This is a genomic window from Rhodococcus sp. KRD175 (assembly GCF_017168275.1).
In the GTDB taxonomy this organism is placed as follows: domain Bacteria; phylum Actinomycetota; class Actinomycetes; order Mycobacteriales; family Mycobacteriaceae; genus Rhodococcoides; species Rhodococcoides fascians.
This window is the reverse complement of the sequence record NZ_JABFAQ010000004.1, coordinates 626,249-638,546: the sequence shown is the minus strand read 5'-3', so window position 1 is coordinate 638,546 and position 12,298 is coordinate 626,249. Positions and strand designations below refer to the sequence as shown.

At 64.8% G+C, this 12,298-nt stretch carries 13 protein-coding genes; all 13 read right to left on the bottom strand.

Translation table 11 applies throughout. The features are described from left to right. Positions 1-62 precede the first annotated feature (62 nt). On the bottom strand, positions 63-890 hold the full coding sequence (locus J1M81_RS07525; RefSeq protein WP_027497902.1) for a F0F1 ATP synthase subunit delta: 828 nt from the start codon (positions 888-890) through the stop codon (positions 63-65). Positions 891-898: 8 nt separating this feature from the next. Beyond that, complete coding sequence (locus J1M81_RS07520) at positions 899-1,468, bottom strand: F0F1 ATP synthase subunit B (protein ID WP_027497903.1); 570 nt, start codon at positions 1,466-1,468, stop codon at positions 899-901. 7 nt (positions 1,469-1,475) lie between these two features. Beyond that, positions 1,476-1,715 carry an ATP synthase F0 subunit C gene (locus J1M81_RS07515; protein ID WP_027497904.1) on the bottom strand — a complete coding sequence of 80 codons (240 nt, stop codon included), beginning with the start codon at positions 1,713-1,715 and terminating at the stop codon, positions 1,476-1,478. A gap of 78 nt (positions 1,716-1,793) precedes the next feature. Then, the gene (gene atpB / locus J1M81_RS07510; RefSeq protein WP_027497905.1) at positions 1,794-2,519 is read right to left on the bottom strand and encodes a F0F1 ATP synthase subunit A; all 726 of its coding nucleotides are present in this window, start codon (positions 2,517-2,519) and stop codon (positions 1,794-1,796) included. A 441-nt stretch (positions 2,520-2,960) separates the two neighbouring features. Continuing rightward, on the bottom strand, positions 2,961-3,392 hold the full coding sequence (locus tag J1M81_RS07505; RefSeq protein WP_045840958.1) for a hypothetical protein: 432 nt from the start codon (positions 3,390-3,392) through the stop codon (positions 2,961-2,963). 94 nt (positions 3,393-3,486) lie between these two features. Beyond that, positions 3,487-4,695: a glycosyltransferase family 4 protein gene (locus J1M81_RS07500; RefSeq protein ID WP_027497907.1), complete on the bottom strand. Its 1,209-nt coding sequence runs from the start codon at positions 4,693-4,695 to the stop codon at positions 3,487-3,489. A gap of 18 nt (positions 4,696-4,713) precedes the next feature. Next, positions 4,714-5,376: an L-threonylcarbamoyladenylate synthase gene (locus J1M81_RS07495; protein ID WP_206497842.1), complete on the bottom strand. Its 663-nt coding sequence runs from the start codon at positions 5,374-5,376 to the stop codon at positions 4,714-4,716. Positions 5,377-5,442: 66 nt separating this feature from the next. Further along, on the bottom strand, positions 5,443-6,327 hold the full coding sequence (gene prmC / locus J1M81_RS07490) for a peptide chain release factor N(5)-glutamine methyltransferase (RefSeq protein WP_206497841.1): 885 nt from the start codon (positions 6,325-6,327) through the stop codon (positions 5,443-5,445). A gap of 34 nt (positions 6,328-6,361) precedes the next feature. Further along, positions 6,362-7,156 carry an SHOCT domain-containing protein gene (locus J1M81_RS07485; protein WP_167329839.1) on the bottom strand — a complete coding sequence of 265 codons (795 nt, stop codon included), beginning with the start codon at positions 7,154-7,156 and terminating at the stop codon, positions 6,362-6,364. 104 nt (positions 7,157-7,260) lie between these two features. Continuing rightward, positions 7,261-8,337 carry a peptide chain release factor 1 gene (prfA, locus tag J1M81_RS07480; protein ID WP_206497840.1) on the bottom strand — a complete coding sequence of 359 codons (1,077 nt, stop codon included), beginning with the start codon at positions 8,335-8,337 and terminating at the stop codon, positions 7,261-7,263. Positions 8,338-8,433: 96 nt separating this feature from the next. Further along, the gene (gene rpmE, locus J1M81_RS07475; RefSeq protein WP_008715081.1) at positions 8,434-8,667 is read right to left on the bottom strand and encodes a 50S ribosomal protein L31; all 234 of its coding nucleotides are present in this window, start codon (positions 8,665-8,667) and stop codon (positions 8,434-8,436) included. Positions 8,668-8,867: 200 nt separating this feature from the next. Continuing rightward, on the bottom strand, positions 8,868-10,982 hold the full coding sequence (gene rho, locus J1M81_RS07470) for a transcription termination factor Rho (protein ID WP_032401287.1): 2,115 nt from the start codon (positions 10,980-10,982) through the stop codon (positions 8,868-8,870). A 373-nt stretch (positions 10,983-11,355) separates the two neighbouring features. Further along, the gene (gene thrB / locus J1M81_RS07465) at positions 11,356-12,288 is read right to left on the bottom strand and encodes a homoserine kinase (protein ID WP_032365577.1); all 933 of its coding nucleotides are present in this window, start codon (positions 12,286-12,288) and stop codon (positions 11,356-11,358) included. Positions 12,289-12,298: the final 10 nt, after the last annotated feature.

Below are 12,298 nucleotides of genomic sequence, written 5' to 3'. Positions count from 1 at the left end.
ATCGCGGTATGAAAAGCCTCGAATGCCGAGGCAATTCTTCTCGTTACTGTGTCCGTGTCGGACTATTTGAGCGTCTTTCGCAATGCAGCGAGGCGGCCTGCCCCGCTACCGTCGATGACCTCGTCGCCGATACGAACGACAAGTCCGCTGAGCAGTTCGGTATCGACCTCTACGTGCACCGTGACCTGCTTGCCGTACGTGCGGGTCAAGGTTGCGGTCAGCTTTTCGAGCTGACTGTCGCTCAGTGGGGCTGCGCTGCGTACGTGTGCAACTGCGCGGTCGCGCTGTTCGGCGGCCAGATCTGCCAGTCCGTTCAAAACGTCGGCGGGTGCCGCCTTCCGTGGACGCGTGACGGCCTGCACCGCGAGCGCCTCGGTGACCGCGGTGACCTTGCCGTAGAGCAGACGACCCAGCAGTTCGCGCTTGGCCTGTGCCGGCTTGGAGCGATCCGACAATGCCTGCTCGAGCTGCGGGTTGGCAGCCACGATGCGGCCGAGCCGGAACAGCTCGTCCTCGACCGTGTCCAGCTGGTCCTGATCGGCAGCAGCGCGGAGCAGAGCTTCGCGTCCCAACTCGACCAGCGAGTTCAGCAGGTCACGGGCGGTGGACCAGCTTTCGCCGGCCGCAGCCTTGACGATGGTCGCCGTTGCGCTCGACACCTGGCCGGAGAAGACCTCTCCGGCCAGAGCGCTTCGTCGATCGCCCTCGACCGAGGAGTCGGCGAGAGCGGTACGCAACGTGCGCTGCGCGTCGAGAGTCTCGACGACGGCGAACAACTCGGCACCGGTCTGAGCGGCGACGGCCGTTGCCTCGCCGCCCGACGCGGACCCCAGAGCTTCGTGGGCGACCGACCGTGTGCGGGCGAGCGCCTCACGAGAAGTTGCGTACATGGTTCGACTCACTTTCCTGATGCGGAGTCCGCGGTGACGGAATCCAGCTCGTTGAGGAAGCGATCGATCGAACTGGAACGCTTCGCGTCATCGGAGAGCTGCTCTCCGATGACCTTCTCGGCGAGTTCGACGGCCGTACGTCCGAGGTCGCCACGAAGTTCGGTGACGATCTGCTGACGCTGAGCAACGAGCTGACTGTGGCCTGCGGCCACGATCCGATCGCTCTCTTCCTGCGCCTTTTCCTTCATCTCGGCGAGAATCGCCTGCCCCTGGGTGCGCGCTTCCTCGCGGATCTGCGCAGCCTCGGAACGGGCGTCGGCGAGCTGAGCGTGGTACTGCTCGAGAGCAGCCTTCGCCTCAGCCTGTGCCTGCTCGGCCTTCTTGATTCCGCCTTCGATGAGCTCGGAACGCTCGGAGAGGACCGTCTGGAAACGCGGTACGACGTACTTCCAGAACAGGAAGCCGATGATCACGACACAGACGATCGACCAAACGATGTCGTATGTTGCGGGCAGCAGCGGGTTCTGGGATTCCTCCCCCTCCGCCCCGGCTGCGAGCAGCGTTATCGCGTTTGTCATCGCGCTCTCAGAGAATGAAGCCGGCGACGAGGCCGATCAGGGCGAGGGACTCGGTGAATGCAATGCCGAGGAACATGGTCGTACGGAGCTGACCGGCCAGCTCGGGCTGGCGAGCGGTTGCTTCCATGTTCTTGGCGACGACGAGGCCGAGGCCGATGCCACCACCGATCGCTGCGAGGCCGTAGCCGATGGCGCCGTATCCGTTTGCGGTGATTTCCTGCGCCTGGGCCAGAACTTCAAGGCTCATTCGGTTTTCCGTTCCCTTTCTTCGGTCCACATCCGGGTGTCGGAGGTGGCGGTGTAGCTAGTTCGGTCTGTTGGTCGGTCAGTGCGAGTCGGCGTGCAGCGACAGATCGATGTAGATCGCCGTCAGCAGCGCGAAGATGTATGCCTGCAGGAAGATCACGAGCATCTCGAACATCGTGAACAGGAAGCCCATGATCAGCGAGGGTGCGGCGAAGATCTTCAGGCCGGCAGAGGCCTCGAAGAGGAAGAACTGCGTGGCGCTGAAGAACAGCACGAGCATGATGTGACCGGCGAGCATGTTGGCCAGCAGACGCACCGTCAACGTGAACGGGCGAAGCACGAAGTTCGAGATGAACTCGAGCGGGATCAGCAGCACGTGCATGGCCTTCGGAATGCCCGGGATCACGATCGTGCCCTTGACGAACTTGGCTGCACCGAACTTCTTCACACCGGCGTACACGAACGCGATGTACGCGACTGCGGCCAATACGATCGGCAGACCGATGCGGGCGTTGGCAGAGATGTTCAGGAACGGTATGACCGCGCTGAGATTCACCGCGAAGACCGTGAAGAAGATCGTCATGATGACGGGCAGGAAGCGGCGTCCCTGTTCCTTGCCGAGGACATCCTCGGCCACGTGGATCCGGACGAAGTCGAGAGCGATCTCGGCGACGTTCTGGATTCCGCGAGGAACGATCTTGGGGCTGCGCAGAGCGATCAGCATGAAGACGATCAGCAGAGCCGACATCAGGATGCGGATGAGCATCAGCCGGTCGAGCTCGAACGGGGTTCCCTCGAACAGCACCGCGGGAGGAAAGAAATCGGATAGTGACGGCGGATGGAACTCCGCAGCCAGAGTGGTGACGCTCAGCGGTCTCTCCCGTGTTCGGGCCGCAACCGAGTAACGGCTGCGGTTCGATCGGACAATGACGATCTATCAAGTCGACGAAAATCGGCTCGCAATCGTCAGAGGCTGAGGCCCGGTCTTCATCGGCCAAGCGTCTGTCGGGTGTCGGCGACTCACGTCGACTCGGCAACTCTCAGGGCGAAACCCTACGTTGCCGAAGTCTGTGACTCCGGGCCTACTGTAAGGAAGCTCACGCTGATGATTACCTGCGGGGGTCCAGTCCGGGGAAAAAGTCTCTTTCGTCCCGGTCTTGCCCATCGCTTGATGCAAACTTTATCAACAGAACTACGACGTTGTGTAGGCGGCCCTCAGCTTAACCGATTACGACAGCTTGTCGTACTACGACTTGTCGGGGTTCCCGTCGGCAGGAACGCTGTCGACGTAGCCCACCTTCGTCTTGACGACACCGAACACCTCAGCGCCCAGGACCACCACCAGAGCCCCCAGAATGGTCAGCCCTAGCGAATACCGGTTGTAGAAGTCCGCATCCTTGAGTGCCACGAGCACGATCAGCGCGATGACCATCTTGACCAACCACCCACCGAGCAACAGCGCTCCGACCGCCGACGCGGGAAAACGCGTGGTCAGAGCCACCGACAGCGCGGTCGTGATGACGAACCCACCCCCGATGGCCACTCCGATGATCGACCCCCACAATCCTGGAGTTCCCGCAGCAGCAACCGAAATCCCCACGCTCACCACCGTCAGTACCACCAGGCCGATGAGGCCGTAGCGGACCGCGGCACGAAGCGGTGCGAATTGGTCGGGCATGGGCTGCGGGGTGAAGGTCACAGTTGTCGAGAGTACCCAGTCGCACCCGGTGGCCGGCACCAGCGGGGACACGACCGAAGAACCACCGAGCCGATCAGCGGCGTCGTACACCCCGACGTTCGGATCCGGGTGATCGATCCACCCGCAGAGTGGGCACAGCCGTGACGACGAGCGCGAACACCAGACCGGCAGCGACGAGGAGCACCACGATGCGACGGTCGAGAAGCGAGGATCCGACCGCACCGAACGCGAGCACACCGACCCAGAGGTAGATCACCAGAACCACCCGTCGATGCGAGTGGCCGATCTGCAGGAGTCGGTGATGGAGATGCATCTTGTCGGGGCTGAACGGACTTCGCCCGGCCCGAGTGCGGCGAACGACGGCGAGCAACAGATCGAGTATCGGAATGAGCATCACGGCACCGACCAACAGGAGCGGCGACAACAGACCCAGCAGATCGCGTGGACCGTAGGCCGTCAACGGAATGCGGCCCGAGGCACTCGTCGAGATCGTGGCCAGTGTCAACCCGATCAACATGGACCCCGAATCGCCCATGAAGATGCGCGCCGGTTGGAAATTGTGCGGCAGAAATCCCAGGCAGGCACCGGCCAGCGCCGCCGCAATCAAGGCAGGTGGGTAGACGCCGACGTCGCCTCCCTGTTCCTGCAGCAGGCCCACCGAAAAGATGCAGATCGCGACCGACGAAATGAGGCCCAGTCCGGCTGCCAGGCCGTCGAGGCCGTCGACGAAGTTCATCGCGTTGACGATGACGACGGTGATCAGAACGGTCACCAGTCCGGCCTGAAGTTGGTCGAGCACAAGGGTGCTGCCCGGTTGGCCGGGCTCGCCGCCCCAGGGCTGGTAGAGCACGACCCAGCTCACACCCATGATGACCAGGACGCCGGCCGCCGTCACCTGGCCGACGAACTTCGTCAGTGCGTCCAGACCCCAACGGTCGTCGATGACGCCGACCAGCACGATCACGAAGCCTGCAACCAGCGCAGCCGGAATGTCGCGGTTGTAGGCGACATCGAATCCGCGGGCCAACGCCGGCAGCTGCGAGGCGAACAGCAGCGCGGCGAGCATGCCGGCGTAGATGCCCACTCCACCGAGTCGCGGGGTGGCCTGCACGTGGACGTCACGATCACGAGGGATGGCGACGGCACCGAACTTGATCGCGGCCACTCGAACGCCACCGGTCGCGAAGAACGTGACGACAGCGGCCGTCAGGAAAACAAGCAGCAGCTCGCGGATCGGAACGCCTGCGCCCAGATTCGACTGGGCAAGCACCTCGACGCTCATGCGGAACGGACGGGCATGTCAGGACGCTCCCGGAACCAGGCTTTCGGCGGTGACACCGAGAACCTCGGCAATCTGCTCCGTGGGAATGGCACCGACCCGCAGGATTCGTACGTGCTCACCGGTCAGGTCCACGATGGTGGAAGCCACCGCGTGGTCGGCCGGCCCCCCGTCGAGATAAACCGCTGCAGATCCACCGAGTTGTTCTCGCGCCTGCGTCACCGTGGTGGCGGGCGGACTTCCCGAAATATTCGCACTGGACACCGCCAGCGGACCTACTTCACGAAGAAGCTCGAGCGCGACCGGGTGCAGCGGCATCCGGAGCATGACGGTTCCCTGAGCATCACCCAGATCCCACGCCAGCGACGGTGCCTGCTGGACCACGATGCTCAATGCGCCGGGCCAGAAGGCTCGAATCAGATCTCGGGTCCGCGGCCGGACGCTCTGCACCAGGCCGTCGATCGTGTTCCACGAACCGACAAGGACCGGGACCGGCATATCGCGTCCCCGCCCCTTGGCGCGCAGCAGGTCGGTGACCGCGCTGCCGTCGAACGCATCGGCGGCGATCCCGTAGAGCGTGTCGGTGGGCATCACGACGAGTCGACCGGACTTGAGGGCACCGCGCGCTGCGGTCAATCCGGCAGCCCGCGCATCGGCTTCACGGCAGTCGTAGACGGTACTCACTCCACCTATCCTTCCACCTTCGGTAACGAAGTGATGTCAGGTGCCGCCGGCTTGCCGCCTTGCCGCTCAGGCAGAGGGCGGCGTCGCCCGTGCCGAAACGACGAAGCGGGGTCGGCCGGCCAGGTCCGGATGCTCGGTGACCTGGGTGAAGACTCGTCGGCGAGACAACAGGGCAGCGACGCCCTCCCCGTTCGAGTCGTCGTGCTCGATGGCGACTCCGCCGCCGACACGCAGCCACCGCGCGATGTTGCCGATCATCGGCTCGATGACCGACAACCCGTCCTCGCCGCCGAAGAGCGCGATGTGCGGATCGTGGTCGAGTACCTCCGGATCGAGCTCCGCCCCGTCCGGAATGTACGGCGGGTTCGCAACGATCATGTCCACCGAGCCGTCGAGGTCGGTCATGAGATCCCGAGAAGTGACGTCTCCGTGATGCAACGTGATCGGCGAATCACCCTGCTCGGCACGCAGATCCGCGTTGCGCCGGGCCCACGCTAACGCGGATGGATCGAGCTCGACGGCGTGCACGACGGCATCCGGGCGTGCGTTCGCAATGGCCAGCGCCAGCGCGCCCGACCCCGTGCACAGGTCCAGCACCACGGGCGGGTGATGGTCGACGTTCTCGAGAAACGCGAGCGCCCACGCCAACAGCAACTCGGTTTCGGGACGTGGAACGAACACCCCGGGACCCACCTCGACATCGATGTTCCCCAACGACGTCGTTCCCGTGATGTATTGCAGGGGAATACGTTTCGCGCGCTGCTCGACGGTTCGGAAGTACGCGTCGACGAGCTCGGGTTCCACCAACGGCACCAACCCCAGCCGACCGCGTTCGACTCCGACGAGGTGCGCGGCGAGTAGCTCCGCATCCACCCGGGGGCTCGGCACACCGGCGGCCTCGAGCATCGACGTCGCTTCGAGGATGGCTAGGCGTAACGGCTTGCGGCTCACTTCTACAGACTGCCACGGCGGTCCGACACCGGACTCACAGCCGCCCCAGCAGCTCCGACTTCTTTGCGAAGAACTCGTCGTCGGTCAGAAATCCCTTCGCATGCAGACCGGCGAGCGCCTCGATCGCAGCGGTGATGTCCGAGATGTCGACACCGGTGTGAGCAGGTGAACCCGACTGCGCAGACGCGAAGTTCTGTGCGGCCGGCTGCGGCTGCTGCGAGGAGGGCATGTTCTGCGGTGGCGCGTCGGCGGACCGTTGGTCGACGCGCGGCAGACTTGCCGCGGTGAACGTGCCGTACTGGCTGGTGAACTCCACCGAACCCGGACCCCCACCCTGCTGCTGTTGCACTCCGCCGATGGAGTGATCGAGGGTGTCGTACACCGCCAATTCCCCTCCCACGAGGACAGCGAGGCGACGAGATCCTGGAAACACCGCGTACTGCGATCCGTTCTGGCCACCGCTCGAACTCGGCGAACCCAGATCCGACGGCCACCACGATCCCCCGCCGAACGAAGTGCCACCGAACGATCCCGTACCGGCATCTCTCGGTGGATAGACCTGATGCTGCGCCAACACGGCGGACAGATCGCGGCACAAACCGTCGACCCGACTCTTCAGGCCGTGATCGAACATGTTGCCCACCATCGTCATACCGCCGCGCATCCACTGCCCACTGCCGCCGAGCTCGGGAATGTTGAACTGCGCCATGGTGCCGCGGCCGTTGTTGACGGCGTCGAGCATGGTGCGGACGGCGTCGGTGGACACCCCGTAGCGGGAGGCGAGTTCGGTGACGGCGTTCTCGCCTGCGGGGGTCAAGGCCTGATTCATCTCGGGTGTGCCTTTCGTGGCGCGGGCGGGTCGAATCCGATCGCCAGGGTAGCTCGAGATTCGTTCGATCAGCAGCGTGAGAACCGAAAACGGTTGTCGCGCAATTACTCTGCTTGCATACGTGCGTCGCGGTCTGCCTTGGCGAGCGCGTCGAGCAGTGCGTCCATGTCACCGTCGAGCAGAGCGTCGAGGTTGTGCGCTTTGAATCCGATGCGGTGATCGGTGATGCGATTCTCGGGGTAGTTGTACGTCCTGATCCGCTCCGCGCGGTCGACGGTACGCACCTGGCTGGCCCGGCCGGCCGAGGCCTCTTCGTTGGCTGCTTCCTCAGCGGCCGCCTGCAGACGCGCCGCGAGCACCTGCATCGCACGCGCCTTGTTCTGCAACTGCGATCGCTCGTTCTGACAGGTGACGACGATGCCGGTGGGCAAATGGGTGATGCGGACAGCGGAGTCGGTGGTGTTGACACCCTGACCGCCCTTGCCGGACGAGCGATAGACGTCGATGCGGAGATCGGTTTCGTCGATCTGCACTTCCTCGACCTCGTCGGGCTCCGGATACACGAGAATGCCGGCCGCGGAGGTATGCACGCGTCCCTGCGATTCGGTGACCGGCACCCGCTGCACGCGATGGACGCCACCCTCGAACTTCAGCCGCGCCCAGACGCCGTCGAGCGGATCCTTGGTCTTGATCGACAACGTCGCGTCCTTGTAGCCACCCAGGTCCGACACGTTCGCGTCGAGAACCTCGACTCGCCAGCCCCGGCGTTCGGCGTAGCGGACGTACATCCGCGCCAGGTCGGCCGCGAAGAGCGCCGACTCCTCGCCGCCCTCACCCGACTTGACCTCCATCACGATGTCGTCGCCGTCGTGCGGGTCGCGCGGTGCCAGAAGATCGGTCAGCGTCTGTTCCAGGTGCAGAACTGTTGCCTCGAGCTCGGGAATCTCTGCGGCGAACGACGAATCGTCGGCGGCGAGTTCACGTGCGGCTTCGAGGTCGTCCTGAGCGGCGGTCAACTTGGTGTGCGCCGACATGATCGGTGCCAGCTCGGCGAACCTCTTGCCTGCCCTACGCGCCGCGGACGGGTCGTTGTGCAGGGCGGGGTCGGCCAGTTGCTGCTCGAGGCCGGAGTGTTCGGCGAGGATGTCGTCGATGGCCGAAGGCTTGTCTGTTCTCGCCATGGTGACGACTCACTCTCCGAACGGATGAAACCGGGTGTGGACACAAAAAAGCCGACGCCCGCCCTGTAGTTCACAGGACGGGCGTCGGCGAAACAGCTAGCTGTCTGCGTCGGCCTTCTTGCCGGCGCGCTTGCCGTAGCGAGCCTCGAAGCGAGCGACGCGACCGCCGGTGTCGAGAATCTTCTGCTTGCCGGTGTAGAAGGGGTGGCACTGCGAGCAGACCTCGACGCTGATGCGCTCTTTGTCGGTGGTGCTTCGGGTCTCGAAAGTATTGCCGCAACCACAGACGACTGTCGTCAGTGTGTAGTCGGGGTGAATTCCTGCCTTCATGGTGTCCTTACCGTTCTTTGTAATGGTCGCCGGGTCGCCTTCGCTGATCGAAGACGTGAACCGGAACCGGACTCGGCCGTTGATTATGCCAGAGCGTGTATCTGCCCTGCTAATCGTCGGTACTTCTGTGCCGACAGATGCTTACAACGCGGGCACCTGCCCTCTTGTTCCCCGGACCCTCGGACCCGGGGAACACGGGATCAATCGTTGATGCCGCCGGGAGCTGTCTTCGACACTTCCATCAGGAATTCGAGGTTGTTCTTGCTCTTCTTCAGGCGATCGACCAGCAGGTCGATGGCCTGATGCGAGTCGAGACCGGACAACACGCGACGCAGCTTGTGCACCACGGCCGCCTCGTCCGGAGCGAGAAGAAGCTCGTCGTGACGGGTGCTGGACGGGTTGATGTCCACCGCCGGGAACACCCGGCGCTCGGCGATCTTGCGATCGAGCTTGAGCTCGGCGTTACCGGTGCCCTTGAACTCCTCGAAGATCACGGTGTCGCCGGTGGATCCGGTCTCGACCATGGCCGTGGCGATGATCGTCAGCGAACCACCGTGCTCGATGTTTCGTGCCGCGCCGAGGAATCGCTTGGGCGGGTACAGCGCGGTCGAGTCGACACCACCGGAGAGGATGCGGCCCGAAGCAGGCGAGCTGTTGTTGTACGCGCGGCCCAGACGGGTGATCGAGTCGAGCAGGACAACCACGTCCTGGCCGGCCTCGACCAGACGCTTGGCACGCTCGATCGCCAGCTCGGCGACCGCCGTGTGGTCACCCGGCGGACGGTCGAACGTCGAGGCGATGACCTCGCCCTTGACCGAGCGCTGCATGTCGGTCACTTCCTCGGGACGCTCGTCGACGAGGATGACCATCAGGTAGCACTCGGGGTTGTTGATGGCGATCGCGTTGGCGATGGCCTGCAGAACGCTCGTCTTACCGGCCTTCGGGGGGCTGACGATCAACGCGCGCTGACCCTTACCGATGGGCATCACCAGGTCGATGATGCGCGTGGTCAGGATGTTCTGCTGGGTCTCGAGGCGCAGCCGCTGGTTGGGGTACAGCGGGGTGAGCTTGCCGAACTCCGGACGCTTGCGCGCGGCCTCGACCTCTCCCCCGTTGACGGTATCCAGACGCACCAGCGGGTTGAACTTCTGACGCTGACCCGACTGCTCACCTTCACGCGCCACCCGAACGGCACCGGTGACGGCGTCGCCGCGGCGAAGGCCGTTCTTGCGCACCAGGTTCATCGACACGTAGACGTCGTTCGGTCCGGCCAGGTAACCCGAGGTCCGAACGAACGCGTAGTTGTCGAGAACGTCGAGAATGCCGGCTACCGGCTGGAGAACATCGTCCTCGCGGATCTCGGTGTCGCGCTCGCGACCGCCGCCGCCCTCGTTGCCCTCGCCGCGGTCGCGTCCACGACGACGCTCACGGAACCGTCGACCCCTGCGACCGCGGCCTTCGCCGTCGTCGTCCTGGTTGTTGTCACGGTTGTCGCGCGGGCCGTTGTTGCGGTCCTCGTTGCGATTGTCGTTTCGGTTTTCGTTGCGGCCGTCGCCTTGATTGCGATTGCGTCCGCCGCGGTCGTTCTGATTGCGGTTGCCGTTCTCACGGTTGGAGTCGCGGTTCGAGTTGTCCCGGTCGCCCTGGTTGCGACCCGCATTGTCGCGATTGCCGCCGTCCCGGTCCCCCTGGTTGCGATCGCCCTGGTTGCGGTCGCCCTGGTTGCGGTCGCCCTGGTTGCGGTCGTTCTGGTTGCGGTCGTTCTGGTTGCGGTTGCCGTTGTCGGTGTCACGCGGTTCGCGCTCGGCACCGTCCTGGCGGTTGCGCTCGCCGCGGCTACGACGTGGGCGCTCCGCTGCGGCGTTCTCGCCGGAATCGTCCTGCTTGTCGGTGGTCTCCGCTGCAGCGGTCGACTCCGCGGTAGCGGGGGCCGATGCGGCCGTGTCGCCGCTGCCGTCCAGTGGCAACTGGTCGGGCGCACCTGCGCGGCGACCCGCGGCGCGGCGGCCCCGGGTGCGACGTCCGGCCTCGGGTGCTGCGTCCGACGTGTCGGCAGCCGTCGCAGGCTCGGGAGCAGTGTCGATTGCGGGTCGTTCGTCGGCAACCGGTGCCGACGCAGCAGCGCGTCGAGCCTTGGGAGCGTCGGCCTTCGGTGCATCGCTCTTCGGCGCATCGGACTTCGGCGCAGCGGACTTGGCCGGCGCGGTGCCCGATTGACGCTCGGTGATGGCCGCGATCAGATCGCCCTTGCGCATGCCGGAGATGCTCTTGATGCCGAGTTCGCCAGCGAGGCTGCGTAGCTCGGTGAGAACCATTCCGGACAGGCCGGCGCGACGGCGTGACGTTTCGGGCGCAGAGATGAGTTCCGTATCGGTCACGGAGGTCCTTTCCTTCCCTCGCTCGCTCGATGCGCAGCCGAGGGTTCGTTCCGCAGCTCGGCTTTCTGCCGAACTCGGATATTGCCGTTCATGTTCGACGCACTCCGCCGACGACACCATCGGTCCGAGACCGCAGCGAACTACGGGAAGGACCGAGCCAGGAGCGTCACATCACTCGGACGTTCTGAACTCCCCCGAATACAGTGACCTGATTGCCCTGACGAAACCGGCGTCTGAAGCGCACGATGTACGGACAGGGTTCACCATAGCGTCGTTGTCCTCGCTCGGCAAGAACCCTATTCGGTGTCGGTCATGCGACCGTGACTCCGTCGGCCACCTCGAGGTCGAGAACTCGCCATCCCTCGGCCAGCGCAGCGTCGCGCAGATCGGCCGGGAATTCTTCGGTACACAGGGCCATGACGGTAGGGCCTGCTCCCGACACCACTGCGGCGATCGAGCGGGCGCGCAACGTCGCGATCCACCGAGTGGTGTCGGGCAGCGCCTGTGCCCGCTGGCCCTGATGCAGTAGATCCTCGGTGGCAGCCATCAGCAGATCCGGACGCTCGGTCAATGCGACGACGGCGAGCGCACTGCGACTGACGTTGAAGGCGGCGTCGCGGTGCGGCACCAACTCCGGCAGCAATCCCCGCGTGTGCGAGGTCGAGGAGCGCTCGGACGGCACGAGCACGACGACCTTGATGCTGGGATGTACGTCCAGGCGCACGGCGGCGTACTTGCGTGCCGTCACACTGGCATTGGGCGGTTCGCTCCACGACACGACGGCACCGCCGAGGCAACTCGCCGACGCGTTGTCGGGGTGCCCCTCGAACTCGGACGACAACTGCACCAACTGACTGTCCGACAACGACAGCGCGGGGTCCACCTTCGACGCAAGTGCATTGGCCGCGGCGAGCCCGCCGACCACGGCCGAGGCCGAGGATCCGAGACCTCTCGAATGTGGAATGACGTTGCGGCAGTGGACATTCAATCCATCGGCCCACACTCCGGCCGCTTCCAGACCCCGTTCGATGGCCCGCACGACGAGGTGCGTCGGTCCCCACGGAACGTCCGCCGAACCCTCACCGTCGACGTGGATCGACAGGCCCGACGCCGTGGTCGTGACCTCGATCTCGTCGTACAACCCCAAAGCCATTCCGAGACTGTCGAATCCGGGGCCGATGTTGGCACTGGAGGCCGGCACACGCGCGGTCACCGTGAGCCCGATGGGAAGCGTCTTCGTCATTGCCGGAGAT